The sequence below is a fragment of the Martinezella sp. CNPSo 3959 genome (assembly GCF_057784355.1).
In genome coordinates, this window is the sequence record NZ_JBXSOV010000008.1 from 21082 (window position 1) to 46072 (window position 24991).

A 24991-nucleotide genomic window follows, 5' to 3' on the forward strand; every position below is an offset into this window, starting at 1 on the left:
GATCGCGACGCGCGGCTCCGTCCTTCGATCACGCTCCAAGCTGCCGAAAGAGATTTTCGGCGGTTTTTTCGCGTCTGGGACGCATTGAGGTGGCGGCTGCGAGGGGTCGGCATGGGATCGCGGCCCGCAGATCAGCCGGCCCGCAGGTTCGCCATATCGGTCGGGAAGAAGCCCGCCCAGGCCATCACGGTCACAGCTGTGATGACGAGCAGATACCACATGGTGACGAAATCTCCGGCCAGCCGCCGGTTCAATGCGGCGAAGAGAAGAGCGACGCTGAAAGCAAGCCAGAGCAGATTGTAGACGTGGTCCATTTTGTTGTTCCCCTTATTCGTCTCACCTCCCTGCTTCAAAAGTTAACCAGTTGGAAGCGGGGAAGCTAGCGCCGTAATGGGATGGAGGTTTGCGCACAGCGCGAAGCGCAGGTGGAGTGATCGGCGCCAATGGATGGCAAGAAGCTTTCGGTGAGCGGGCCGGATCCGATGACGTTCAAGAAAAACTGGCGGCAGATCCGCGGCCAGGAACATCTCGCCGCCGCTGCCGTTATCGCCCCATGGCGTCAGCGAGGAGTTGATTTCATGGACTATTATAGGACAGCAGCCGCATGGGACGGCACCGGATGGTTTCCTGTTACAGCATTGATCGCGCTCAATAGCGAGGAGGCGTGACGATGGGATATGGCGATTGGAACAATCCGGTCATAGTCGATCTCGGCGGCGCCGGGCATTATGCGATCATAACCAATGCGCTCGATGCAGCGAACTGCATGAGCGAGGAATGGCCAGTTGTCAGCGGGCCTGTTGTGGATGAGGCTGTGCTCGTATGCCTCGATGCAGTGCTCGGCATGGCCACCGCCGAGGAATCGCGGAAAGCTTTTCTGGAGGCGGCGCAAGAGGCCGGGCTTAGCGTCAGGCCGGACCTTGGAAGCCTTCACTAGATCGATATGCATCGCAGGGCGTAACGACGCGGCCAGGCCACCCAAAGCGGGAGCGCTCAGATCATCCAAAAGATCAGGCTGAGAATCACGATCACGGCGAGGATGAAACCTATTATCCTCCCGAGCCCTTCATTGACGTTGCCGTTGCCGACGATCAGATCGTACCAGTCGCTCTTATGATCCATCGAAAATCCCTTGAGGTTTGCTCTATTAGGGCGATCTATTCTTCGGTAGTCAATGATTTAAAGACGGCCTCAGAGCGGGGTGCCGTCATGTTTCAAGACCAGAGGCGAACGCGCTTCCGGCGAACCGGAATGCGTATTGTAAGCATCTACTATGTCTTGAAATCTTTGAGAAATCCGCGTTTCTCAAAATGGAATGGTGCCCAGAAGAGGACTCGAACCTCCACACCCTTTCGGGTACCAGCACCTGAAGCTGGCGCGTCTACCAATTCCGCCATCTGGGCGACGGACACGCATGTAAGGGGGTGGCCGCCCGGTGTCAACAGGGTTTTTGAAGTTTTAGTGTCAATCGCGAAAAAAGCGGTTGAAGCCGGGTCAAACCCGGGCTGCGGCCCATGCGCTGATCAGGCCAAGTCCCTGTTCCAGCAGGGCCTTTGCCTCGTTTTCACTCGATGCTTCCACATAGCAGCGCATTTCAGGCGCATTGCCGGAGGGGCGGAAATGGATGATTCGGTTATCCACAAGTGTCACCCGCAGGCCGTCGATATCGCTCTTGGAAGCGACCGTCGCGATCGGCTTCAGGAAATCCGAAAGATTGGCGTCTGAGGCGCGCAGATAGGCCATCAGCGCGGCACTGGTTTCGACGGGAAAATTCTCCAGACGGTCGGCGGCTGCAAAGGGCAGGCGGTAGCTACCGGCGACGGCCGAGAGCGGCTTGCCTGCCTTGGCGGCGGCGTAGAGCGTCGCGAGAATCGGCAGGAAGCTGTCGCGTGTCGGCAGCGGCTCGAAGGGTTTTCCCTCGACGGTGAAACGGCTGGCTGTCAGCGTGCCGCCATTGGCCTCAAAGCCCATGACATTGGCCTTGCGCGCCGCAATGGCCTCGTCCATGCCGGCGATCACATAGGGGGAACCGACGCGGGTACGAGTGACGGCATAGGAGCCGGCGGCCTCAATGCCCGAATTGGAGGTAACAGGCGTAACGACCACTTGTGCACCGAGGAAATTTGCGGCGATGAGGCCGAGCAGATCGCCGCGCAGCGGCTCGCCGGTTTCGTCCGCGACCAGCGGCCGATCGCCGTCGCCATCGGCGGAAACGATGGCATCCAGCCCGTGTTCCGACGCCCAGGCTTTCATGAGGCGGATGGTCTCGGCTGAGACCGCTTCCGTGTCCACCGGAATGAAGCTCTCGGAGCGGCCGAGCGGCACGACGCGGGCGCCGTAATGGGTCAGGACCTCACCGAAGAGATCGCGCGCCACCGTGCTGTGCTGATAGACGCCGATGGTAAGGCCGGCGAGGCTGCCTGATGGCAGCAGGCCCTTGTTGCGCTCCAGGAACAGCGCCTCAGTCTCGGCCGTGCGGCTTTCCGCCTCGGCGGGGGTTTCGTCGAGTGCCGAATTGCCGATCGCAAGCGCTTCCTCGCTGATCGCCACCTCGTCGCGCTTGTCGATCTCGCCGTCCGGCCGGTAGAATTTGATGCCATTGCGGTCGGCTGGGATATGCGAGCCGGTGATCATCAGCGAGGCCGCCTTCAGCTGCAGGCCGTAAAGCGCCAGCGCCGGCGTCGGCAATGTGCCGCAGTCGATCGGCGTCAGGCCAGCCCGCTTCAGCGCGCCGATGCAGGTGGCGGAGATCGCCGGGCTCGATGCGCGGAAATCGCGGCCCACGAGGATGAGATCGCCTGGCTTGGCATGGCCGTTTTTCAGCAGGTGGCGGGCAAAGGCCGTCGCGTAGAGCGCCGATGCCCGACCGGTGAGGTCTGCGGATAGGCCGCGAAGGCCGCTGGTGCCGAATTTCAAGCTGCTCACTGGCAATCTCCTAGCGATGATTGCGTTGTTATGGCGCAAGCGGCGACAGCGATCAACTCATCGTGGGTCGAAGCGTTCCGGTTGCGTCAGCACTGGTTTTGCCACTGTCAGACCCCAAGTAAGGTGGAGACGCTGCGGCTGCCCATCGGTTCATGGCGTCCGGAACAGGAACTTGTCATGGCTATTTTTCAAAGGATTGCGCTTGGCTGCGCTCTAACACTCGCCGCACTGTCGCAGGCGGATTTCGCTGCCGCCGCCTCGGATTCTCGGAAGCTCATCACTCCGCCGCGCACCAACACCGTCATCTGCGATTCCCGTGGCTGCTTCGGTTTCGGACAGCGGCAGTTCTACACCCGGCCCGGCCAGCCGCTTCCCATCACACCGCCCTATGCCGGAGGCCTCAATCGCTATGACAGCCCGCGCGTTCATATGCCCCCGCGTGAAACCTATGCACCGCCGCCGAGGGCTCTCTATCCTTCGCCCACCCAGAAACTGAGACAGCATCAAACCTGGTGCGCCGAGCGCTATCGCACCTATAATCCCGGCACCAACAGCTATACGACGATCAATAATGGAACCAAGCCCTGCCGTTCGCCCTTCGACTGATGCCTGAGCAGCAGGAGACTTAGCTTTCCAGCGATCCGCGATCGGTATGGCCGAGATCGCGCTCGGGGTCGATGATATCCCGTACCCGTTGCTTCAACTCCTTCGGGCCGGGAAAGCCGCCGTCGCGCTTGCGCTCCCACAAGAGCTCGCCGTCGATGCGGATTTCGAAGACGCCGCCGGTGCCGGGGATCAGCGCTACTTCGCCGAGACTGTCGGTAAAGGTCTGCAGCAGTTCCTGCGCCATCCAGCCGGAGCGCAGCAGCCAGTTGCATTGGGTGCAATAGAGAATGGTGATGCGGGGCTTGTCGCTCATCGTCCTGATCCTTCGTTGTTTGCTGAGATCTAGGCTCAACTTTAGTCCGCTGCAAGCCAAAGCAATTCCAGGAAAAGTGCCAGGCGGTTTTCCGTTCGGAATTGCGTCGGGGATAGACGGCCGGAGTGGTTCGGCATTTCCGTGGAATGTTGAAGCGCTCTGGCCACTTGTCTCTCCCGCCGCCTCATGCTCATCTCCGGTGGCAACATTGCTCGGGAATCAACGGTATGCGCGTCGCCATTATCGAGAATATGAAGAACACCCCGCTCGGCGCGCTTGGCATTGCGCTGGAGGAGGCTGGCGCCGAGATCGATTGGTTCCGCCCCTGGAGCGGCGAGGCCCTGCCGAAGGAAACGTTATCCTGGGATGCGCTGGCCGTGCTCGGTGGCGAGCAGAGCGCTCGCGACGACGACACCCATCCCTATCTGCCGGAGCTGGCGGGGCTGATGCGCCGTTTCGAGGGTGAGGATAAGGCCGTGCTCGGCATTTGTCTCGGCAGCCAGATCCTGGCGCGTGCTTATGAAGCGGAAAACCATCTCGGCACCGCCCATGAATTCGGCTGGAAGACGGTCGGCCTCACGGAAGAGGGTAAGGCAGACCCGTTGCTGGCCGATGTCGGCGATGAATTCACCATCTTCGAATGGCATGGCGACACCTTTACCTTGCCTGTCGGAGCCATACGCCTTGCCGCCAACGGCGTCACGCCGAACCAGGCCTTCCGCATCGGCCGCGCCACCTATGGCACGCAGTTCCACTTCGAAGCCAATGCCGCCGTAGTGGAGCGCTGGCGCGGCGAATTCAGGGAAATCATCGAGCGCAAGGAGCCCGGCTGGCTCGATCGCTATCCGGAGCTTGTGGCCAGGCATGCGGCATCGGCTGAGACGGCCGGCCTTGCGATCGCGCGCGCATGGGTGCGGACGATTAAGGTGCAAGCGGAGCTTCCGCAGGCGGCGGAAGCTTGAGACGCGCACCCAATAGCCCGCGTCGTGCATCAAAATTCATGGAATGGGAGGAAATGACATCATGAGCACGCTGGAACTACCGAGCGAGGGCGGTTGCCGTTGCGGACAGGTGCGGCTGAAGATCAATGCCAAGCCGCTCCTCACCATGGCTTGCCACTGCACAGGCTGCCAGCGCATGACCGCCGGCCCCTATTCGCTCAGCGCCGCCATCCCCTCGGATGGTTTCGAGGTGACGAAGGGCGAGCCTGTCATCGGCGGCCTGCATGGCGACACCATCCATCACTATTTCTGCCCGCATTGCATGAGCTGGCTGTTCACCAAGCTCGAAGGTGTCGACTGGTTCGTCAATGTTCGCGCCACCATGCTCGATGACGTCAGCTGGTTCACGCCCTTCATCGAGACCTGGACGAGCGAAAAGCTCCCCTGGGTGACGACACCGGCCAAGCACAGCTACGCCGCGCTGCCGGCGATGGAGGAGTATGAGGGGCTGACGAAGGAGTATATGGGGCAGGGGTGAGGCAAAGCCTCACTCGTCCCCCATCTTCAGAGCAGCAATAAAGGCCTCCTGCGGGATTTCGACCTTGCCGAACTGCCGCATGCGCTTCTTGCCTTCCTTCTGCTTGTCGAGCAGCTTGCGCTTGCGGGTGGCGTCGCCGCCGTAGCACTTGGCGGTTACGTCCTTGCGCAGGGCCTTCACCGTCTCGCGCGCGATGATGCGTCCGCCGATGGCGGCCTGGATCGGGATCTGGAACATGTGCTGCGGGATCAGGTCCTTCAGCTTCTCGCACATGACGCGGCCGCGCTTTTCAGCGGCGGAGCGGTGCACGAGCATGGACAGCGCGTCCACCGGCTCGGCATTGACGAGGATCGACATCTTGACGAGGTCGCTCTCGCGATAATCGGTCAGGCTGTAGTCGAAGGAGGCATAGCCCTTGGAGATCGACTTCAGGCGGTCGTAGAAGTCGAAGACGACTTCGTTGAGCGGCAGGTCGTAGGTGATCATGGCGCGGTTGCCGACATAGGTCAGCTCGGTCTGGATGCCGCGGCGGTCCTGGCAAAGCTTCAGGATCGAGCCGAGATAATCGTCGGGCGTCAGGATCGTCGCCTTGATCCACGGCTCGCGGAATTCGGAAATCTTGACGACGTCGGGCATGTCGGCCGGGTTGTGCAGCTCGATCTCGGTGCCGTCGGTCATGGTGAGCTGGTAGACGACGGAAGGTGCCGTCGCGATCAGGTCGAGGTTGAATTCGCGCTCCAGGCGCTCCTGGATGATTTCCAGGTGCAGCAGGCCGAGGAAGCCGCAGCGGAAGCCGAAGCCGAGAGCGGCAGACGATTCCATCTCGAAGGAGAAGCTGGCGTCGTTGAGGCGCAGCTTGCCCATGGCCGAGCGCAGGTCTTCGAAATCGGCGGCATCGACCGGGAAGAGGCCGCAGAACACGACGGGCTGTGCCGGCTTGAAGCCCGGCAGCGCTTCGGCAGTCGGGCGCTTGTCTTCGGTGATGGTATCGCCGACGCGGGTGTCGGCGACTTCCTTGATCGAGGCGGTGATGAAGCCGATCTCGCCGGGGCCGAGGCTGTCGACGGCGACCATCTTCGGTGTCAGAACGCCGACGCGCTCGATCTGGTACTTCGCGTCCGTGCCCATCATTCGGATGGTCTGGCCCTTGGTCAGCGTGCCGTCGATGATGCGCACGAGAACCATGACGCCGAGATAGGTGTCGTACCAGCTATCGACCAGCAGCGCCTTCAAGGGCGCCTTTTCGCCACCTACGCTCTTCGGCGCCGGCAGTTTGTGGACGATGGCTTCCAGCACGTCGGGGATGCCGAGGCCGGTCTTGGCCGAAATCAGCACGGCGTCCGATGCGTCGATGCCGATCACTTCCTCGATCTGATCCTTGATGCGGTCGGGTTCGGCCGCCGGAAGGTCGATCTTGTTGAGGACGGTGACGAGCTCGTGATTGTTGTCGATCGCCTGATAGACGTTGGCGAGCGTCTGCGCCTCAACACCCTGAGAGGCGTCGACAACAAGCAGCGAGCCCTCGCAGGCCGACAGCGAGCGCGAGACTTCATAGGCGAAGTCGACGTGTCCGGGCGTGTCGATCAGATTGAGAATATAGGTCTCGCCATTGTTCGCCTTGTAGTGCAGGCGCACGGTCTGGGCCTTGATGGTGATGCCGCGCTCGCGCTCGATCTCCATATTGTCAAGCACCTGCTCCGACATCTCGCGTTCGGCAAGGCCGCCCGTCGTCTGGATCAGGCGATCGGCCAGCGTCGATTTGCCGTGGTCGATATGGGCCACGATCGAGAAGTTGCGGATATGCGAAAGCGGAGTGGTGGAATTGGTGCTCATGCGCGCCATATAGCAGCGCCGCCCCGCGCCGCAAAGCGGAAAAGCGGGGTTTTGGTGGCTATCTTCACGTTATGTTAGCCTTTTCCGGCCGGCCGCCGACACGTGTGGAAGCGCTCTTGATTCCATTATGAGATCGTGTATTTCTCATATAGTAGAATTTCGAGATGAGAGACACAGAGAATGGCGGTTGATGATCTGCAAATGGCGATTGGCACGCGCATCAAGGAGCTGCGCATCGCTCGCGGCCTGACGCTGGATGAGCTTGCCAATGCCTCGGCCGTCAGCCGCGCCATGATCTCGCGCATCGAACGGGCGGAGGCGAGCCCGACGGCCTCGCTGCTGTCGCGGCTTTGCGCAGCGCTTGGCCTTTCGCTCTCGGCCTTCTTTGCCGAGGAAGACGAGGAGGTATCGCCGCTTTCCCGCCATGCTCAGCAGGCGATCTGGCGCGACCCCGGAACCGGCTATGTCAGGCGCGCCGTCTCGCCGCCAGGAACCGAATCGAAGGTCGATGTCGTCGAAGTCATCTTCCCAATCGGCGCGCGCGTCATCTTCCCGCCGAATACGGCAAGCGCCGGCATGACCCAGCATGTCTGGCTGTTCGAGGGCGAGATGGAGGTGACGCATCGCGACGTCGCCCATCACCTCATGCCCGGCGATTGTCTGTTCATGGGCGTCGGCGATGGCCACGCCTTCCACAATCCGGGCGAGGTGCCGGCGCGCTACAGCGTCATCCTCGATCGTGGCCGTTCATAACATCCAAGGACCTTTTCATGTCTGATATTCGTCTTCTCTCCGCCGCCGAGGCTCGTGCCGCCCTGCCGGATCTTTGCGATGTGCTCGCCGATTGCGTCAACGGCGGCGCTTCCGTCGGCTTCATGCAGCCTTATGGGGCAGCCGACGCATTGCCGTATTGGCAGGGCGTGGCCGACAGCGTCGAAAATGGGGCGACACTGCTTTTCGCCGCCGTAATTGAGAGCAGGGCGGTCGGAACGGTGCAGGTGGGCGCGGCGCAAATGCCGAATCAGCCGCATCGTGGCGATCTCAAAAAACTGCTGGTGCACAGCTCCGCGCGAGGCAAGGGGCTTGCTCGGCTGTTGATGGAAGCCGCTGAGCGCGAAGCCGCGCGTATCGGCAAGACCTTGCTGGTGCTCGACACGGCGACGGGCAGCGACGCCGAAGCCATCTACCCCCGCCTCGGCTGGGAGCGCGTCGGCGTCATCCCCGATTACGCCTTGTGGCCGCAGGGCGGGTTCTGCGACACGACCATCTTCTATAAGCGGATTTCCGCGTAATTTCAGCGCGAAAAGGCCGTGAGCGCATCTTCCAGCTTCGAGCCCGGCACCCAATGCATTGCCTTCCAGCCGAATTGCCGCGCGGCTTCGATATTGGCCTCTACATCGTCGATGAAGGCGATGTCGCCAGGCGCGATGCCGACGCGCTCGGTCGCCAGCCGGAAGAACTCCGGCGCCGGCTTCTGGTAACCCAGCATCGCGGAATAGAAAATGCCGTCGAAATAGTCGGAGAGCCTGAGATTCTCCATCAGATAGGCGGCGCGCATATGCTCCTGATTGGTGGCGAGGAACATCCTCGTTCCCTCGGCCCTCAGTGCGGCGAGGTCGTCGAGCAGGCCGTGGTCCAGGCGGGAGTCATTCTCGAACCAATAGTCGATCAGGGTTCGGGCGCTAACGTGGGGCGCAATCCTCCCGAGAACCTCCGCAAGCCTCGGCTCCAGCGCATCGCGGCCGGTGACGATGTCTGGCCAACAGGTCTTGAAGAATGCCTCTTGCAGCGCCTCAAGCCGCAAGCCGAGATCGCGTTCCAGATAGGTGAACAGCGGCAGCCCTTCACCCGGGCGGCCATGCACCAGCACGCCGTCGACATCGACCATCAGGAGTTTCATGCCGCCGCCTCCAATTCCTCGAACGTGGGCGGAAGGTGCAGTTGTTTGCAGCAGCATTCAAGGCCACATCCCGCTCTTTTTTCCGGGACGCGATGCATGTAAGCCTTCGTGTCATCAGCAGAACAATGCCGGCGATGGAGGAGGGGACGATGCGGATCATCTATTCAGAGGATCACAAGCTCAGGGATGCGAAGACCGAGCTGCATGATGGCCAGCTCGTCACGCCCTTCGAGGCACCCTTCCGCGCCGAACGGATCCTCGCCGCCGTCAAGGAGGCCGGTTTTGCCGATGTGGTTGCGCCCGATGTTCATGGATTGGAGACGACGCGCAAGGTGCATGATCCCGCTTATCTCAATTTTCTCGGCGTGGTCTGGGAGCGCTGGGTTGCCGCCGGCTATAAGGGCGAAGCGATCGCCAACTCCTTTCCCGTCAGGCGCACCAGCCAGCGCGTGCCTGACAATATCGTCGGAATGATCGGCCATTATGCCAATGCCGCAGACACCTCGATTACCAAGGGGTCCTATGAGGCGGCGCTCGCGTCCATGCGTTGTGCCCTGACCGGTGCCGACTGGCTTCATGCCGGCAACCGCTTCGCCTTCGCGCTCTGCCGCCCGCCCGGACATCACGCCGGCATCGACCTCTTTGGCGGCTATTGCTTCATCAACAATGCCGGCGTCGCCGCTCAGCGCCTGCGTGATCATGGCGCGGCCAAGGTTGCAGTGCTCGATGTCGATTTCCATCACGGCAACGGCACGCAGGACATATTCTACCGGCGTGGCGATGTTTTCACGGCGTCGCTCCATGGCGATCCCATCCATGCCTTTCCTTATTTCCTCGGTCATGCCGACGAGAAGGGTGAAGGCAATGGGTTGGGCGCCAACCGCAATTATCCCATGCCGCGCGGCACGCCATGGGAAGTCTGGTCGGCGGCACTCGATGATGCGCTCGCCCGCATCAAGCTATTCGGCGCGGAGGCGATCGTGCTGTCGCTTGGTGTCGATACGTTCGAGCGCGATCCGATTTCGTTCTTCAAGCTGACCTCGCAGGATTTCGTCCGCATGGGTGAGCGCATCGCGGCCGCCGGGCTGCCCGTCCTTGTCTGCATGGAGGGCGGTTACGGCGTGCCCGAAATCGGCCTCAACGTTGCAAATGTGCTGAAGGGTCTCGAAGCTTGAGAGAGGCTTGCATCAAACTGCCTGATCGCAGGATGAAAAGTTTGAATTTGCCAGCATAAGTCTGAACTTCTAAAAAGCCTCGCCTGATGGGAGAGGTTATGGAACAGAAACTTGCCGAGCGTGGCACGGGTGGCGGCGCGGCCTCGATGCCGCATCCGGACGTTGCGTCATCGACCGGTGGCATTGCCGCCGGCGTGCTGATGTGTGTCATGTCGATGTCGTCAATCCAGTTCGGCTCGGCACTGTCCTCCCCCATCATCCATGCCTATGGGCCGGCGGGCGCGACCTGGCTGCGGCTCGTCTTCGCCTCCATCGCGCTGGCGATCATCGTCCGGCCCAAGATCATGAGCTACAGCCGCTCGCAATGGCTCGGCGTGCTGGCGCTCGGCACCGTATCGGCGCTGATGACGACCTCCTTCTTTTCGTCAATCGCGCGCATTCCCTTGGGCCTTGCCGTCGCTATCGAATTTCTCGGGCCGTTGCTGGTCGCGACCCTCGGCTTCGGGCTCAGCCGCCAGCTTCTCTGGCCGATCCTTGCGGCAATCGGCGTTCTGCTGCTGGCCTATGATGGCGAAGAGTGGGTCGGCAATCTTCCCGGCATCCTCTTTGCCATCGGCGCCGGAGCGGGATGGGCCTGCTATATTCTTTTGACGAAGAAGGTCGGCAATGCCTTTCAAGGTCTTGAGGGGCTTTCCATGTCGCTCCTGGTCGCGGCAGTCGTCTCCACGCCCTTCGGCTATGCCTCTGCGGTCCCCAATCTGACGACCTTCGGCCTTCTTGAAATAGCCGGCCTGGCGCTGCTCGTGCCGCTGCTGCCCTATGTGCTGGAAATGGTAGCGCTCAAGCGCATGCCGACATCTTCCTTCGGCATTCTCATGAGCCTCGAGCCCGCCATCGGCGCCGTTGCCGGTTTTGTCATTCTGTCGCAACCGATGACGCCCTCACAGATGTTCGGCACGGCACTGGTCGTGTCTGCCAGTATCGGGGCGACGGTTTTCGCCACGAAAGCTTGAGACTGGTGGGCCTGAGCCGTCTTTGCTTTGAGTTTGGCCCCGGCAACTCCCCCGTCAATCAGGGGCTTGAAGCTTGGCGATCTGGGGTGCAACGATTGCGATGAACAGTCCTGGATCGCCGAAAGCTCTCGCCGAGAGCATTGCCCCATGAACCGAGGCCATCAGCATTTGCGCCTCTTCCTCAGGTCGCTTGTCCAGCTGGAAGAGGCCATTCTCGGTTCCATCCTGCAGCACCGACGTAAGCCATCCGGCGAGGCTATGAAAATGGCCACGCACCTGACGTGCGACCTCTTCCGGCAGCATCTGCATCTCGCTGGCGAGCATTGCGCAGACGCAGAAGGGCAGCGAGGCGTCCCGAATGCATGAGTGCCAGTAGTTCACATAGGCCTGCAGCTGTTCCGCAGGGCTCGAGATCCCTTCGCGCAAAGACTTCAGACCCGCTTCCGTCTGCTGCCTGTAACGGTCCACCAGCACCGAAACCAGTTCGGCCTTTGTCGGAAAGTGATGGTGGATGCTTGCCTTCCGAATGCCGATCGCAGCGGAGATGTCGGCATAGCTGAAGCCATTGTAGCCTCCGGCCACGATAAGAGCCTGGGCGATGTCGAGAATTTTTTCTGAAGTGGAAGCTATTGATTTCATGTCGCTGCCTACCTTTTGGTAGGCTTGTTGTCAAGATTGTCGCACCAACTTCTGGCTCTCACGAAACGGTGTTCGAGCCTCGTGTTGACTCGGCGAGCGTATCTTCCTACTAGTAGGTAGACAAATACAAGGAGCCTACCGATGCAAAGCCGCATTTCACCCCAGTCCAACTGGCTGCAATCCTACTATTTTACACGTGCTCTGTTCTCGATCGTCTGGATTTCAGCCGCGATCGTCCTCAGCGCGAAACCGCCATCCGTCGCGTTTCTGCTGGTTATCTATCCTGTATGGGATGCCCTCGCCAATTTGGTCGACGCCCGGGTTAACGGCGGCCTGAAGGTCAATCCGTCCCAAACATTGAATGTTGTCGTCAGCATCGTCACGGCGCTTGCCGTTGTCGTAGCCACCTACAATAGCACCTATGCCGTTCTGGCCGTATTCGGGGCTTGGGCGATTCTCTCGGGCCTGCTGCAACTCTATACCGGCGTAAGACGCTGGCGCACCTATGGCGCTCAATGGGTAATGATCTTGAGTGGTGCGCAGTCGGCGCTTGCTGGCGGTTTTATGCTCAGTCGATCCCTCGGCACGGTCGCGCCGACGATTTTGGATATCGTTCCTTATGCGGCATTCGGAGCCTTCTACTTCCTGCTCTCCGCAATCTGGCTTGCGGTTGCGGCCCATCGCAAAGCACAGGCATAGGCGCTGCCTCATCCTGCGGCAGCGTGTCTGAAATGACCTGCTGCCGTCGATCGCCGGCATCTGCCGCCGAACTCGGCATTTCCATCGTCTGTCTTAAACCGTCTTCTGCGCGGGATCGTCCAGCGCCGGATTATAGAAGAGCGAGAGCGTCAGGCTCTTGGCGATGCGTTCGGCTGTCGCCATGAACCAGGCTTTGGCCTCCGCCGAAGGTGCGATATCGGCAAGCGTTTCGGAGAAAAGCGCCAGCCACTCAGGAAAGAGATCGGCGCTCATTCCTCCGACGCCGAGATGCGCCTGCACCGGTTTGCCGCCATAGGCGCCATTCTTGAAGGCGACGGAGGACCAGAAGCGTTTCATCTTCTCCATGTGATCCGGCCAGCGTCCGGCAAGGCGTCCCTCGAAGACTGGCCCGAGCCGGCGATGCGCCTGAACGCGTCCATAAAATGTATCGACCAGCCTGTCGATGAAGGCAGCATCGATGCCCATGCGCGCCATTTCCGCCTCGGCTTTCTCGCGAATGCCGGCGAGGTGAGCTGCGCGGGCCTGTAGTTGCTGTTCCATAATAGTCTCCTGGCTCGGGCTAGGCGTCGCCGCAAGCCGCATCTGTCTCCATCTATGTAAGCAATTTGCCGGCTAGGCCAAGCGTCATCGGAATGTTGCGGCATTCTGTCAAACCATCTCGCGATTTGCTGATGTTATCGCGATAAACCGTGAATTCTTCGGCGCGCAGCCCACACGGCGACACATCCGCGCTTGACCAGCGCAATCACTGACTTTAGATTTAGAATAATTCTAAAGTCATGAGGTTGCCCCCGATGCTGCTCGGCCTGTTTCGCCCGTCCAAACGTCCTTTCACCTCGCTTTCCGAACAGGAGATCCTCGCGATCGCCATTGCGGCGGAAGAGGACGATTCCCGCATCTATCTTGCCTATGCAGATACGCTCCGTCCGCACTATCCCGAGTCCGCCAAGGTTTTCGAGGATATGGCCGAGGTCGAGGACAGCCATCGCAAGACGCTGATCGATATGCATCGCCGCCGCTTCGGTGAGCGTATCCCGCTGATCCGGCGCGAGCATGTGCATGGCTTTTACGAGCGCAAGCCGGATTGGCTGCGCAAGAACCTCTCCCTCGATGCCATGCGCAACGAGGCCGAGGCGATGGAGCAGCAGGCCTATAATTTCTATGTCGAGGCGGCCAAGCAGGTGTCCGATGCCTCGACGCGCCAGCTTCTCGGCGATCTTGCGCTTGCCGAGCAGGGCCACGAAGACGTCGCCCGCATGCTGGGCGAGAAGCATACGCCAGAAGAGGTCAAGCACGAGGAGGATGCACAGGCACGCCGGCAATTCGTACTGACCTACGTGCAACCGGGTCTCGCGGGGCTGATGGACGGTTCCGTCTCGACGCTCGCACCAATCTTTGCCGCCGCCTTTGCCACGCAGCAGACATGGCAGACCTTTCTTGTCGGCCTGTCGGCGTCGGTTGGCGCGGGCATTTCGATGGGTTTCACCGAGGCGGCCCATGACGACGGCAAGATCTCCGGCCGCGGTTCGCCGATCAAGCGCGGCCTTGCCTGCGGCATCATGACGGCGCTTGGCGGCCTCGGGCACGCCTTGCCCTATCTCATTCCGCATTTCTGGACCGCGACGATTACTGCGGCCGTGGTTGTTTTCTTCGAGCTCTGGGCCATCGCCTTCATCCAGAACAAGTATATGGAAACGCCGTTTCTGCGGGCTGCCTTCCAGGTCGTCCTCGGCGGCTCGCTTGTGCTGGGTGCTGGCATTCTGATCGGAAATGGGTGATGCACTCGGCATAGCCGACGAAACGATCCGGTGATCGTTTCGCGCGTCGAATGCCCTGAGCCCAAGCGAAGGGTCGGCGGTAAGGAGTGGATAATGTTTGTCGTCCTCGAAAGGGCGAGGACATTCTCGGATCACGAAATGTTAAAAGTCGGAACGCCTTCCACCGCCATCGGTTAGCAATACGAGGCCGCTCTTGGCCTCGTATGCAAACCAAAGGAGATGATCCAATGGCAAACCAAGGTGGAACCCACGAGCAGCATGTGAAGGCTGGCCAACAGAGCCACAAGAACATGGACAATGACAATACGAGGAATGCTTCGTCCAGCGGCTCCCGCGAACAGCACTCTGGCGGCTCGCGCGGCGGCACCCACGAGCAACACGTCAAAGCAGGCCAGCAGAGCCATAAAAACAGCTGACGTTCGTGGTGATGACCAATTCGCCCTTACATGAAAGTAAGGCACGTTTTCATACATGATGAAAAAACGAAAGGCCGGTCCGAGGGGCCGGCCTATCTGCGTTGAACGGTTTGGCTTTCGCTTACTTGACGGCGCCGACGAGGACGTCGTTGCCGTTCTCGATGGTGACCCAGCGGCCGGCATTGAAGCTCGCTTGGCGCTTCAGGTACGAATAGGGGGTCTGGTTCCAGACCTTGATTTCGTCTTCGAGATTGTCGAGGATGAAATCGCCCTGCTTGGTGCGCAGCGTCAGCACCGCATGTCCCTCGCCATCGGGCTTGCGTACGACCGTCATCAGCAGATTCGATGCGGAAATGCCGCTCTGCATCAGCATCCTGCGCTTCAGAAGGGCAAAATCCTCGCAGTCACCGGCGGTTTGCGGATATTCCCAATATTCTTCCTGCCCGTAGACTTCCATGTCCGTCGCCGGATGGATGGTCTTGTTGACGCGCAGGTTGACCTGATTGACCAGCGCCCAGGCGGCGGCGTTCATGTCGACAGGGCCGATATTGCGGGTCGGGCCGCACTCGTCGGTATGTCTCTGACAAAAGTCGTAATGCCCGATCGGCTGGGAGGTCACGTTGCCGACGGTCATCGAAGCGCCCTGCTGAGGTGCTGGCATCGCCGCCGACGACATCGCAACTATAGCAGCGAAGGCAATCAACAAGCCCTTTATACGCACGCCCACTATCCTTGTATCGTCCCTGCATTTGTTAACAAATTGTTAATGTAGGGGGGTGCGCGAAGTCAATCGTTACTTAAGTGTTAACGCGGGAACCGGCTCATATGGTTAATTTCGGCACAATCAAGGGAGTAGTTGCCACAATCCTCTGCTGCCTGTGATTATGCGGGCGCCGGCATGCGGCGGCGGCCAAAGGAGGCCGCGCACTAAGAAGCCTGCAGGTATCTACTTGTTTTTACGGCGTATTATGCCGCGCCAACGTCTCAGCCACGGCGAGCATGCGCTCCAGATCCTGCGGTCGCGACAGGCGGTGATCGCCATCGCGCACAAGTGTTAACACCACATCGTCGGCCGGCAGGTGTTCGACCAGCTTTAACGAATGCGAAAAAGGCACGTCGGCATCCTCCATGCCCTGCAATATATGCACGGGGCAGCCGGTCTCGATGATGCCGGTGAGCACGCGATTGGCCCGGCCGTCCTCGATGAGCGCGCGGGTGAAGATATTCGGCTCGGGGCTGTATTCCGAAGGCTCTTCGAAATAACCGCGCTCCGCCAGCGAACGCCGCTCGACATCGGAAAGATTGGGCTCGATGAGGTCAATGGTGAAATCGGGCGCGGGCGCGATCAGCGCGAGGCCTGCAATAGTAGGCGCTTTCTTGCGCTTGCGCAGTTCCTGGATGGCCCTGAGCGCGATCCAGCCGCCCATCGACGAGCCGACGAGAACGATCTTCTTCGGCTTGGTATGGTCGATGACGGCAAGCGCCTCTTCCAGCCAGCGCGAAATCGTGCCGCTGGTAAACTTGCCGCCGGATTGGCCGTGACCGGAATAGTCGAAGCGGATGCAGCCGATACCGAGCCGCGCGGCCAGCGCATCCAATTCCAGTGCCTTGGTTCCGCTCATATCGGATCGATAGCCGGACAACCAGACGAAGCTGACATTCCTGTCGCCCTTGCCGGCAGCGCGCTGGATGATGGCGATCTGGCGCTCGCTGTCGCCCGTGCCAACGGGCAGGAAGGTCGGTTGGATCGTTGCGGTCTCGGACATGAAAAGCTCCCGGATTTTCTGCCCTATAAAACAGATTCGCGCTCGCGTGACCTGAAAAATCCTCGATCTTTTTGCCGGGGTCACTATATAATTGCCGAAGATACTGTGTCCTTCGCGCATCTCGCGCTTCCGCGACACTCTATTGACACGCGGGAGGTGCTTTTTTCCTGCTGTCATGCTATTGACTTCAACACAGCTTTTACGACATTTCCGTCAGTTGCGCCGACGGGGAGTGAGAGGCTGCAGCTATCCGAAACAATTCGTGGAGAATACGACCATTCGCAGACCCTTTAAAACCGATGCGCCCGTAAAGGACGGGCCACGTTCCAACAGGGAAATTCGCGTTCCCAAAGTTCAGCTCATTACAGCTGACGGCCAGAATTTGGGCGTTGTGCCGATCGACCAGGCATTGAGAATGGCAGAGGAGGCCGGTCTCGATCTGGTGGAAATTTCCCCCAATGCCGAAGCGCCTGTGTGCAAGATCCTCGACCTGGGCAAGCTGAAATATGCCAACCAGAAGAAGGCCGCCGAAGCGCGCAAGAAGCAGAAGATCGTCGAAGTCAAAGAAATCAAGATGCGCCCCAACATCGACACCCATGATTATGAGGTGAAGATGAAGGCGATCGGCCGTTTCTTCGAAGAAGGCGACAAGGTGAAGGTGACCTTGAAGTTCCGTGGCCGCGAAATGGCCCACCAGGAACTCGGTATGAAGCTTCTTCAGCAGGTCAAGGAAGATACGCTTGAGATTGCCAAGGTGGAGGCCGAGCCCAAGCTCGAAGGCCGCCAGATGATGATGGTGCTTGCGCCCAAGTGAGGCGCGAGCGGAGTTAAGAGGTCGGAGCCGTCCCCTGGACGGCTTTTTCCTTTTCTGAAACAGAGTCGATGCCTGTCATCGATCTGCAAAGATTCACGCGTCTGGGCCGTTGCACTTGAAGGCAAGTGCGGTTATAAGCGCGCGTCCGAACTGACCGGCAGGGCATGCCGTGGCAGTTCAGAATGCTGGTGGAGCGGTTCGTCACCGTATCCGCCGTTCAACAACAAACGCTCCGGCACCTTGTTGCAGCCCGGTCAATTCCGGATCTGTGGGAAGGGCTTTTAAGCAAAGCAGGCCAGGAAGCATCGAAGGAGTAGCAAAATGCCCAAGATGAAGACGAAGTCCTCTGCCAAGAAGCGGTTCAAGATCACCGCATCCGGCAAGGTCAAGGCAGCCGCTGCTGGCAAGCGCCACGGCATGATCAAGCGTAGCAACAAGTTCATTCGCGATGCCCGCGGCACCATGGTTCTCGCAGAACCGGATGGCCGTAAGGTTATCAAGAACTACTTGCCGAACGGTCTCTAAGACTATTCGTAACGCTATAGACTAAGGAGATCATGAAATGGCACGCGTAAAAAGAGGCGTTACCGCCCACGCCAAGCACAAGAAGGTTCTGAAGGCAGCCAAGGGCTTCTACGGCCGTCGCAAGAACACCATCCGTACTGCCAAGGCCGCCGTCGATCGTGCAAAGCAGTACGCTTATCGCGACCGCAAGGTTAACAAGCGCAACTTCCGCGCCCTCTGGATCCAGCGCATCAACGCTGCCGTCCGCGAGCATGGCCTGACCTATGGCCGCTTCATCGACGGCCTGACCAAGGCTGGCATCGAAGTCGACCGCAAGGTTCTTTCCGACATGGCAATCCATGAGCAGGAAGCTTTCGGCGCGCTCGTCGTCGCTTCGAAGAAGGCACTTGAATACCTCAAGGAAGCCGGCACGAAGAACGAGTTCGAAGCAGCCGTTAACTAACGCTGCCTCGCACGTCTTTCGTAAATTCATTATGAAACCCGCGCTGGCGAAACCGGCGCGGGTTTTGTGTTTTGCAGCATATGCTTTTCCATCGTGTCAGGCTGTCTTGTTGGGCGAGGCTCGAAAACGGGTCGCGCATCGGGCGACAAATACCAAGGACCGTATTCTTGGCGTGTTTTTGTCATTTGCCCGGTTGATTGGCCGCTTCCACATGGGTAGTGATCTGCAGCGCCTCATCGTTGCCACAAGCAGTCTGATGTGGGTGTTCATCCATTATTCCGCGGAATGAGCGGCGTCCAAGCCCGCCGCCCGCAAGGCAGGATCAGATGACGGAACTCGTAACACTCGAAACCCAACTCATGGCCGAGGTGGCTGCGGCGAACGACGAGCAGGCGATCGAAACGGTCAGGGTTGCCGCGCTCGGCAAGAAGGGCTCGGTTTCGGAACTGCTGAAGACGCTGGGCTCTATGTCGCCGGAAGAACGGCAGACACGCGGCGCAGCGATCAACGCGCTGAAGAACGCCGTCACCGACGCGATCAACGCCCGCAAGAGCGAGCTGCGCGATGCGGCGATCGAGGCGAAGCTGAAGGCCGAGACCGTCGATGTCAGTCTGCCGGTCCGCTCCTCGCCGGCCGAGCGCGGCCGCATCCATCCGATCAGCCAGATCGTCGACGAAATCACCGCCATCTTCGGCGACATGGGCTTCTCGATCGCCGAAGGCCCCGATGTCGAGACCGATTACTATAACTTCACGGCGCTGAATTTCCCGGAAGGGCACCCGGCTCGCGAAATGCACGATACCTTCTTCTTCCAGCCGGATGAAAAGGGTGAGCGCAAGGTGCTGCGCACGCACACCTCGCCGGTGCAGATCCGCACCATGGAGGCGCAGAAGCCGCCGATCCGCATCATCATCCCCGGCAAGACCTACCGCCAGGACAGCGATGCCACGCATTCGCCGATGTTCCATCAGGTCGAAGGCCTCGTCATCGACAAGACGGCGAACGTCGCCAATATCCGCTGGGTGCTCGAAGAATTCTGCAAGACCTTCTTCGAGGTCGACAATGTAACGATGCGCTTCCGCCCGTCCTTCTTCCCCTTCACGGAACCGTCCTTCGAGGTCGATATCCAGTGCGACCGCTCCGGCCCGATCGTCAAGTTCGGCGAAGGCACCGACTGGATGGAAATCCTCGGCTGCGGCATGGTGCATCCGAACGTGCTGCGCTATGGCGGCCTCGATCCGGACGAGTATCAGGGCTTTGCTTGGGGCATGGGCCTCGACCGCATTGCCATGCTGAAATACGGCATGCCCGACCTGCGCGATTTCTTCAACGCCGACGTCCGCTGGATGAACCACTATGGCTTCCGCCCGCTCGATATGCCGACTTTGTTCGGCGGTCTGAGCGCGTAAGGAAGGGATAAAGCACATGAAATTCACACTCTCCTGGCTGAAAGAGCACCTGGAAACCGACGCCACGCTCGACGAGATCTGCGCCCGCCTGACGATGATCGGGCTGGAAGTGGAAGAAGTGGACGACAAGGCCGCGTTCAAGCCCTTCGTCATCGCCAAGGTTCTCTCGGCCGAAAAGCACCCGCAGGCCGATCGCCTGAAGGTGCTGATGGTCGACACCGGTAGCGGTGCGCCCGTTCAGGTCGTCTGCGGCGCCCCCAATGCGCGCGCCGGCCTCGTCGGTGCCTTTGCGGCCCCGGGCACCTATGTTCCCGGCATCGATGTGACGCTTGCCATCGGCAACATCCGCGGCGTCGAGAGCCGCGGCATGATGTGCTCGGAAAAGGAACTCGAAATCTCCGACAACCATGACGGCATCATCGATCTGCCGGAGGATGCGCCGGTTGGCACGAGCTTTGCCGCCTATGCCGGGCTCGACGATCCGGTCATCGAGATCAATCTGACGCCGAACCGCCCGGATTGCACCGGCGTTTACGGCATCGCCCGCGATCTCGCCGCCTCCGGCCTTGGCACGCTGAAGCCCCGCCTCACGCCAACGTTTCCTGTCCAAGGTGAAACGCCGACCGAACTCAAGATCGAGCTCGACGATATCAGCCTTTGCCCGGGCTTTGCGCTTCGCCTCGTGCGCGGCGTCAAGAACGGCCCAAGCCCGAAGTGGATGCAGCAGCGCCTGCTCGCCATCGGCCTTCGTCCGATCAGCGCGCTGGTCGACATCACCAACTACATGACCTTCGACCAGGGTCGCCCGATGCACGTCTTCGACGCCGCCAAGGTCAAGGGCAATCTGGTCGTCCGCCGCGCCAGGGACGGCGAAACCGTGCTGGCGCTGGACGAGCGCGAATACAAGCTCAGCCCGAGCAACGTCGTCATCGCCGATGACAATGGTGTCGAGTCGATCGGCGGCATCATGGGCGGGGAGCATTCCGGCTGTAACGAGAACACGACCGACGTGCTGATCGAATCCGCACTCTGGGACCCAATGAACATCGCCAAGACCGGCCGCAGCCTCGGCATCATCACCGATGCGCGCTATCGCTTCGAGCGCGGCGTCGATCCGGAATATATGGTGCCCGGCCTTGAGCGCACGACTGAGCTGGTGCTTGCCTGCTGCGGCGGTACGGCTGCCAAAGCCCGCGTCGAAGGCTACAAGGGCTATGAGGCGAAGATCGTCGATTTCCCGCTGTCGGAAGTCAAGCGCCTCACCGGCCTCGACGTCTCGGCCGATGAGAGCAAGTCGATCCTGACAAAGCTCGGCTTCTCGGTTTCCGGTTCGGGCGAGCGCATTTCCGTCGCCGTTCCCTCCTGGCGTCCGGATGTCGATGGCAAGGCCGATCTTGTCGAAGAGATCATGCGCATCCACGGCGTTGACAATATCAAGCCGCAGCCGCTTAGCAGCCACGCCGCTGTCAACGGCAAGATCCTGACGACGCTGCAGATCCGCACTCGTACGGCCAAGCGGGCGCTCGCCTCGCGCGGCATGTTGGAAGCCGTCACCTGGTCCTTCATTTCCGAAGATCAGGCCAAGCTCTTCGGCGGCGGCTCCGACGCATTGAAGCTTGCGAACCCTATCGCTGCAGACATGTCCGACATGCGTCCTTCGCTGCTGCCGGGGCTGCTTTCGGCCGCGCAGCGCAATGCCGACAAGGGCTACGGCGACGTCGCGATCTTCGAAGTCTCCGGCACCTATGAGAACGACACACCCGAGGGACAGCGGCGCGTTGCCGGCGGTATTCGCCGCGGCACGGCATCGCTTGCCGGCGCCGGCCGCATGTGGTCGAACGCCACCAAGGGCGGCGGCAAGCCGGTCGACGTTTTCGACGCCAAGGCTGACGCTCTCGCCGTCATCGAGGCCTGCGGCCTGCCGATGGGCAATATCCAGATCGAGCAGGGCGGCCCGGCCTGGTATCACCCCGGCCGCTGCGGCACCATCAAGATGGGTCCGAAGGTCGTGCTCGGCTATTTCGGTGAATTCCATCCGAAGACGCTGGAAGCGCTCGACGTGTCGGGCGCGCTTGCCGGCTTCGAAGTCTACATTGATGCCATGCCCGAGCCGAAGAAGAAGGCGACCCGCACCAAGCCGGCGTTGGAGCTTTCTCCCTTCCAGGCCGTCAAGCGCGACTTCGCCTTCGTGGTCGACAAGTCGGTGGAAGCCGGCGCCGTCGTCCGCGCCGCCGTCGGGGCCGACCGCAAGCTGGTCACCGGCGTCAACGTCTTCGACATCTTCGAGGGCGCTTCGCTCGGCGAAGGCAAGAAGTCGATTGCCATCGAAGTGCAGATTCAGCCGGCCGAGCGCACGCTGACGGATGAGGATTTCGAGGCGCTGACGCAGAAGATAGTCGCCAACGTCACGAAGTCGACGGGTGGGGTGTTGAGAGCGTAATCGGTCGCTGTCGAGTTCGCGGAGGGTGCGTCCCCCCTCTGTCGCTATCGCGACATCTCCCCCACAAGGGGGGAGATTGGTAACTCGCGGAATCTTCTCGCCTCGATCAAATATCGAAGCTGCAGACACTGAAGCTTTCAGGTTCGAAAAAGCGTGCGGCAAACTCCCAACAATCTCCCCCCTTGTGGGGGTGATGTCACGAAGTGACAGAGGGGGGTATCAGGGGCACGGCATCCTCGGTGCCGCCTCACCTACCGATGCAGATGATAAACCTTGTTCACCACACTCCACCGCCCATCGATCTTCACCAGCGATAGATAATCCGAAAACCGCATCCCGGCGAATTCGTCGACGACCTTGACGCTGGCCGCATCGCCTTCGATGTCGATCAACTCGATCTCCATCAGCGGTATGGTTCCGGGCGGGGCGCTGCCTTCCTCGACGATTGCGGCAATGAATTCATCCCGCGTCATCCACTCGACCGCGCCTTGATAATTGCCGATGATCGCTGCTCGCGGATGGAAGGCCTTGCGCAGCGCCGGCTCGTTCGCGAATGCCATTCCATCGACATAGAGATGAACAACCGCACGGATTGCCTGCTCTTCCGACATCTCGTCATTCCTCGTTTGAGTTATGCCTAAGATATCATAGACGCCGGCAGCTGACAAAAATGCAGGCGGCGTGATCGCAATGATTTGACTTATATTATTCGACAAAAACCCGCACGCTTGCCGCGCGTCCGGCGGCATCGATGACGGTCAGCGTCGAATAACCGGCGCCATCGGGCGTCCATTGGTTGGTGCGGCGGCGCGACATGTCGGGCAGCGGCTTGCCGTTGGCGAGCCAGCGGAACGGCGCCCGCCCGCCCTGCAGCTTCAGCGCTAGCGGCATGATCTGATCGTTGCCGCTGCTGGCGCCGAGATCGACGCGTGCGCCTTCCGGCGGATAGACGATCTGAGGCGCCGGTTCGCGGCTGGAGGCGGCCAGCAGCCCGGCGGCGGTCACGGAAAAACGCCGCTGGCTGATCGGCAATTCGGTCGGCGCGATGCGCACGGCGCCCATGGGAGCGGCAGGGAAGGGGGTTATGGCAACGCCGGATTTCGCGAAGGCTTCGAACAGAATAGGAGCGGCGGAAACATAGCCCGCGAGGCCCGGCACCGCGCCATTGTCCGGGCGGCCGACCCAGACGCCGAGCACATGCGCGCCGTCATAGCCGATCGACCAGGCATCGCGATTGCCATAGCTCGTCCCGGTCTTGTAGGCGATGCCGAGCTGCTTGCTGCCGCGCGGTACGATGATATCGGAGAGGATATCGGTGATGTTCCACACCGCGATCGGTTCCATCAGCGGCTCGCCTTCGATCGGTCCCGGCTCGTCCTGGATGCCGTCGCCGATCCGCATCGCCTTGCCGCGATTGGCAAGCCCGGCATAGAGCTGCACGAGATCCTTCAGCGTCACGCCGACGCCACCGAGGCCGATGGCAAGGCCCGGTGCCTCGTTCGGCGGCAACTTCGGCTTCACTTCGGCGCGGCGGAAGCGCACCAGCAGCCGCGTGGGACCTACGGCATCGAGCAACCGCACGGCCGGCACGTTCAACGACAATTGCAGCGCCTGGCGCACGCTGACGTCGCCCTGGTAGCTCATGTCGAAATTGCGGGGACGATAGCCGTAGAAATCGGCGGGGCGGTCCTCGATAATTGTTTCCTGCGCCACATAGCCCTGCTCGAAGGCAAGGCCGTAGATGAAGGGCTTCAGTGTCGAGCCGGGCGAACGCAGAACGCGGGTCATGTCGACCCAGCCGGCGCGCGAGGAATCGAAGTAGTTGGCCGAGCCGACTTCGCCGATGATCTCGCCGGTCTTCGCGTCGGCCATGATCATGGCAACAGACACCTTCGGCCCAAGCCGCTTCGCTGCCGCATCCGCAACGGCTTCGAGGCCTTGCTGTACATCACGCCGCAGCGTCGTCTTGTGCTTGATAACGCTGGGCTGCTTCCTGAGCGCCAGTTCGGCCAGATGGGCCGCATAAGCCGGCAGCTGCCGGCGCTGGGCCGGAATAGGGGAGAGCGAGGCGCGTTCCGCTTCGCCTTCACCGATGATAGTGGCAACGGCGGCGCGCTCGAGCACGCGATGGCGGGCAGCCTGGGCGGCGGCAAGATTGCGGTCCGGCCGGCGCTTTTCCGGCAGCTGCGGCAACGCCACAAGCAGGCCAGCCTGCGCGACCGTCAGATGCTTCGGCTCCTTGCCGAAATAGGCAAGGCTTGCGGCGCGCACGCCCTCCAGATTGCCGCCATAGGGGGCATGGGTCAGATAGAGATCGAGGATCTGTTCCTTGGTCAGTCGCCGCTCGATCTGGATGGCGCGGACGACCTGCAGGAGCTTCGCCGTCATTGAGCGCTCGCTGCGTGGCTCAATCAGGCGCGCCACCTGCATGGAGAGTGTCGAGCCGCCCGAGACGATGCGGCCGTGAGTGACGAGCTGCAGAAAGGCGCGGCCGATCGCCATGGGATCGACGCCATGGTGATCGTAGAAGCGCCGATCCTCATAGGCGACCAGCATGCGCAGATATTGCGGGTCGACATCAGCAACGCCGGTCTTCAGCCGCCAGCGCCCCTCGGGCGTGGCGAAGGCGCGCAGGAGATCGCCATTGGCGTCGAGCACCTCGGACGAAACCACGCGCGCATTGTCGAGCGGCGGCGGATAGGCGCGGTCCGCGGCTTCCAGGCCGAAGACCAGAGCCACCGCCGTCAAGACGGTGGCTCCAAAGCCGATCGCAATTTTCCACCGCGCCTTCATGTCTG

The 24991-nt window shown here is 60.9% G+C and carries 30 protein-coding genes and 1 tRNA gene; 18 read left to right on the top strand and 13 right to left on the bottom strand.

Annotation, left to right across the window (positions count from 1 at the left end):
- Positions 1–131: 131 nt before the first annotated feature.
- The gene (locus AC13RE_RS17725) at positions 132–314 is read right to left on the bottom strand and encodes a hypothetical protein (protein ID WP_112336816.1); all 183 of its coding nucleotides are present in this window, start codon (positions 312–314) and stop codon (positions 132–134) included.
- 129 nt (positions 315–443) lie between these two features.
- On the opposite strand from AC13RE_RS17725, the gene AC13RE_RS17730 reads away from it, so the two are divergent.
- On the top strand, positions 444–668 hold the full coding sequence (locus AC13RE_RS17730) for a hypothetical protein (protein WP_488563910.1): 225 nt from the start codon (positions 444–446) through the stop codon (positions 666–668).
- A 2-nt stretch (positions 669–670) separates the two neighbouring features.
- A complete protein-coding gene (locus AC13RE_RS17735; protein ID WP_488563911.1) occupies positions 671–937 on the top strand; it encodes a DUF982 domain-containing protein in 267 nt (88 codons plus the stop codon).
- 56 nt (positions 938–993) lie between these two features.
- Here the strand turns inward: AC13RE_RS17735 and AC13RE_RS17740 are convergent, their stop codons facing one another.
- The 3 genes from AC13RE_RS17740 to AC13RE_RS17750 form a co-directional block, all read right to left on the bottom strand.
- Entirely contained in the window at positions 994–1122 is a 129-nt protein-coding gene (locus AC13RE_RS17740; protein ID WP_015338462.1) for a hypothetical protein, read from the bottom strand.
- A gap of 194 nt (positions 1123–1316) precedes the next feature.
- Positions 1317–1403 (bottom strand) — tRNA-Leu (locus tag AC13RE_RS17745).
- Between the two features lie 91 nt (positions 1404–1494).
- The gene (locus AC13RE_RS17750; protein ID WP_488564042.1) at positions 1495–2916 is read right to left on the bottom strand and encodes a phosphomannomutase; all 1422 of its coding nucleotides are present in this window, start codon (positions 2914–2916) and stop codon (positions 1495–1497) included.
- A gap of 186 nt (positions 2917–3102) precedes the next feature.
- On the opposite strand from AC13RE_RS17750, the gene AC13RE_RS17755 reads away from it, so the two are divergent.
- A complete protein-coding gene (locus tag AC13RE_RS17755) occupies positions 3103–3531 on the top strand; it encodes a BA14K family protein (RefSeq protein ID WP_488563912.1) in 429 nt (142 codons plus the stop codon).
- 19 nt (positions 3532–3550) lie between these two features.
- On the opposite strand, the gene AC13RE_RS17760 is transcribed toward AC13RE_RS17755, so the two are convergent.
- A complete protein-coding gene (locus AC13RE_RS17760; protein ID WP_015338465.1) occupies positions 3551–3844 on the bottom strand; it encodes an Rdx family protein in 294 nt (97 codons plus the stop codon).
- A 227-nt stretch (positions 3845–4071) separates the two neighbouring features.
- Here AC13RE_RS17760 and AC13RE_RS17765 point away from each other — a divergent pair, with 227 nt between their 5' ends.
- Positions 4072–4806: a type 1 glutamine amidotransferase gene (locus AC13RE_RS17765; RefSeq protein WP_488563913.1), complete on the top strand. Its 735-nt coding sequence runs from the start codon at positions 4072–4074 to the stop codon at positions 4804–4806.
- A 61-nt stretch (positions 4807–4867) separates the two neighbouring features.
- Positions 4868–5323: a GFA family protein gene (locus AC13RE_RS17770; RefSeq protein ID WP_488563914.1), complete on the top strand. Its 456-nt coding sequence runs from the start codon at positions 4868–4870 to the stop codon at positions 5321–5323.
- Positions 5324–5332: 9 nt separating this feature from the next.
- Here the strand turns inward: AC13RE_RS17770 and lepA are convergent, their stop codons facing one another.
- Positions 5333–7165 (bottom strand): translation elongation factor 4, encoded by a 1833-nt coding sequence (gene lepA / locus AC13RE_RS17775; RefSeq protein WP_488563915.1) that lies wholly within the window; start codon positions 7163–7165, stop codon positions 5333–5335.
- Positions 7166–7336: 171 nt separating this feature from the next.
- On the opposite strand from lepA, the gene AC13RE_RS17780 reads away from it, so the two are divergent.
- Both AC13RE_RS17780 and AC13RE_RS17785 read left to right on the top strand, forming a co-directional pair.
- On the top strand, positions 7337–7909 hold the full coding sequence (locus AC13RE_RS17780) for a helix-turn-helix domain-containing protein (RefSeq protein ID WP_488563916.1): 573 nt from the start codon (positions 7337–7339) through the stop codon (positions 7907–7909).
- 17 nt (positions 7910–7926) lie between these two features.
- Positions 7927–8448 carry a GNAT family N-acetyltransferase gene (locus AC13RE_RS17785; RefSeq protein ID WP_488563917.1) on the top strand — a complete coding sequence of 174 codons (522 nt, stop codon included), beginning with the start codon at positions 7927–7929 and terminating at the stop codon, positions 8446–8448.
- 2 nt (positions 8449–8450) lie between these two features.
- On the opposite strand, the gene AC13RE_RS17790 is transcribed toward AC13RE_RS17785, so the two are convergent.
- Positions 8451–9056, bottom strand: coding sequence for an HAD-IA family hydrolase (locus tag AC13RE_RS17790; RefSeq protein ID WP_488563918.1), 606 nt, complete (start codon positions 9054–9056; stop codon positions 8451–8453).
- Positions 9057–9205: 149 nt separating this feature from the next.
- Between AC13RE_RS17790 and AC13RE_RS17795 the strand changes: the two genes are divergently transcribed.
- Together AC13RE_RS17795 and AC13RE_RS17800 are read left to right on the top strand one after the other, a co-directional pair.
- Entirely contained in the window at positions 9206–10231 is a 1026-nt protein-coding gene (locus AC13RE_RS17795) for a histone deacetylase family protein (protein ID WP_488563919.1), read from the top strand.
- Between the two features lie 98 nt (positions 10232–10329).
- Positions 10330–11244 (top strand): EamA family transporter, encoded by a 915-nt coding sequence (locus AC13RE_RS17800; RefSeq protein ID WP_207899576.1) that lies wholly within the window; start codon positions 10330–10332, stop codon positions 11242–11244.
- Between the two features lie 54 nt (positions 11245–11298).
- Here the strand turns inward: AC13RE_RS17800 and AC13RE_RS17805 are convergent, their stop codons facing one another.
- Positions 11299–11883, bottom strand: a complete 585-nt coding sequence (locus AC13RE_RS17805; protein WP_132715561.1) for a TetR/AcrR family transcriptional regulator — start codon at positions 11881–11883, stop codon at positions 11299–11301.
- 141 nt (positions 11884–12024) lie between these two features.
- Here AC13RE_RS17805 and AC13RE_RS17810 point away from each other — a divergent pair, with 141 nt between their 5' ends.
- On the top strand, positions 12025–12582 hold the full coding sequence (locus tag AC13RE_RS17810) for a DUF308 domain-containing protein (RefSeq protein ID WP_488563920.1): 558 nt from the start codon (positions 12025–12027) through the stop codon (positions 12580–12582).
- Positions 12583–12675: 93 nt separating this feature from the next.
- Here AC13RE_RS17810 and AC13RE_RS17815 read toward each other — a convergent pair whose 3' ends face one another.
- The gene (locus AC13RE_RS17815; RefSeq protein ID WP_488563921.1) at positions 12676–13143 is read right to left on the bottom strand and encodes a group III truncated hemoglobin; all 468 of its coding nucleotides are present in this window, start codon (positions 13141–13143) and stop codon (positions 12676–12678) included.
- A gap of 254 nt (positions 13144–13397) precedes the next feature.
- Between AC13RE_RS17815 and mbfA the strand changes: the two genes are divergently transcribed.
- Positions 13398–14381 (top strand): iron exporter MbfA, encoded by a 984-nt coding sequence (mbfA, locus tag AC13RE_RS17820; RefSeq protein WP_015338476.1) that lies wholly within the window; start codon positions 13398–13400, stop codon positions 14379–14381.
- Positions 14382–14608: 227 nt separating this feature from the next.
- Positions 14609–14797 carry a hypothetical protein gene (locus tag AC13RE_RS17825; RefSeq protein ID WP_112399686.1) on the top strand — a complete coding sequence of 63 codons (189 nt, stop codon included), beginning with the start codon at positions 14609–14611 and terminating at the stop codon, positions 14795–14797.
- Positions 14798–14918: 121 nt separating this feature from the next.
- On the opposite strand, the gene AC13RE_RS17830 is transcribed toward AC13RE_RS17825, so the two are convergent.
- Both AC13RE_RS17830 and AC13RE_RS17835 read right to left on the bottom strand, forming a co-directional pair.
- On the bottom strand, positions 14919–15518 hold the full coding sequence (locus AC13RE_RS17830) for a transglutaminase-like cysteine peptidase (RefSeq protein WP_488484327.1): 600 nt from the start codon (positions 15516–15518) through the stop codon (positions 14919–14921).
- A 235-nt stretch (positions 15519–15753) separates the two neighbouring features.
- Complete coding sequence (locus AC13RE_RS17835; RefSeq protein WP_488563922.1) at positions 15754–16563, bottom strand: alpha/beta hydrolase; 810 nt, start codon at positions 16561–16563, stop codon at positions 15754–15756.
- Positions 16564–16840: 277 nt separating this feature from the next.
- Between AC13RE_RS17835 and infC the strand changes: the two genes are divergently transcribed.
- The 6 genes from infC to pheT all read left to right on the top strand — a co-directional run bounded on the left by infC (position 16841) and on the right by pheT (position 22193).
- On the top strand, positions 16841–17377 hold the full coding sequence (gene infC, locus AC13RE_RS17840) for a translation initiation factor IF-3 (RefSeq protein ID WP_184461881.1): 537 nt from the start codon (positions 16841–16843) through the stop codon (positions 17375–17377).
- Positions 17378–17698: 321 nt separating this feature from the next.
- A complete protein-coding gene (gene rpmI, locus AC13RE_RS17845) occupies positions 17699–17902 on the top strand; it encodes a 50S ribosomal protein L35 (RefSeq protein WP_012759782.1) in 204 nt (67 codons plus the stop codon).
- Between the two features lie 37 nt (positions 17903–17939).
- Positions 17940–18344 (top strand): 50S ribosomal protein L20, encoded by a 405-nt coding sequence (gene rplT / locus AC13RE_RS17850; protein ID WP_112336785.1) that lies wholly within the window; start codon positions 17940–17942, stop codon positions 18342–18344.
- 31 nt (positions 18345–18375) lie between these two features.
- Complete coding sequence (locus AC13RE_RS17855) at positions 18376–18633, top strand: hypothetical protein (protein WP_488563923.1); 258 nt, start codon at positions 18376–18378, stop codon at positions 18631–18633.
- 37 nt (positions 18634–18670) lie between these two features.
- Positions 18671–19753 (top strand): phenylalanine--tRNA ligase subunit alpha, encoded by a 1083-nt coding sequence (gene pheS / locus AC13RE_RS17860; protein WP_132715566.1) that lies wholly within the window; start codon positions 18671–18673, stop codon positions 19751–19753.
- A 16-nt stretch (positions 19754–19769) separates the two neighbouring features.
- Complete coding sequence (gene pheT, locus AC13RE_RS17865; protein ID WP_488563924.1) at positions 19770–22193, top strand: phenylalanine--tRNA ligase subunit beta; 2424 nt, start codon at positions 19770–19772, stop codon at positions 22191–22193.
- Between the two features lie 251 nt (positions 22194–22444).
- Here the strand turns inward: pheT and AC13RE_RS17870 are convergent, their stop codons facing one another.
- Both AC13RE_RS17870 and pbpC read right to left on the bottom strand, forming a co-directional pair.
- Positions 22445–22804, bottom strand: a complete 360-nt coding sequence (locus tag AC13RE_RS17870) for a nuclear transport factor 2 family protein (protein WP_015338486.1) — start codon at positions 22802–22804, stop codon at positions 22445–22447.
- A 94-nt stretch (positions 22805–22898) separates the two neighbouring features.
- Positions 22899–24986 (bottom strand): penicillin-binding protein 1C, encoded by a 2088-nt coding sequence (gene pbpC / locus AC13RE_RS17875; protein ID WP_488563925.1) that lies wholly within the window; start codon positions 24984–24986, stop codon positions 22899–22901.
- Positions 24987–24991: the final 5 nt, after the last annotated feature.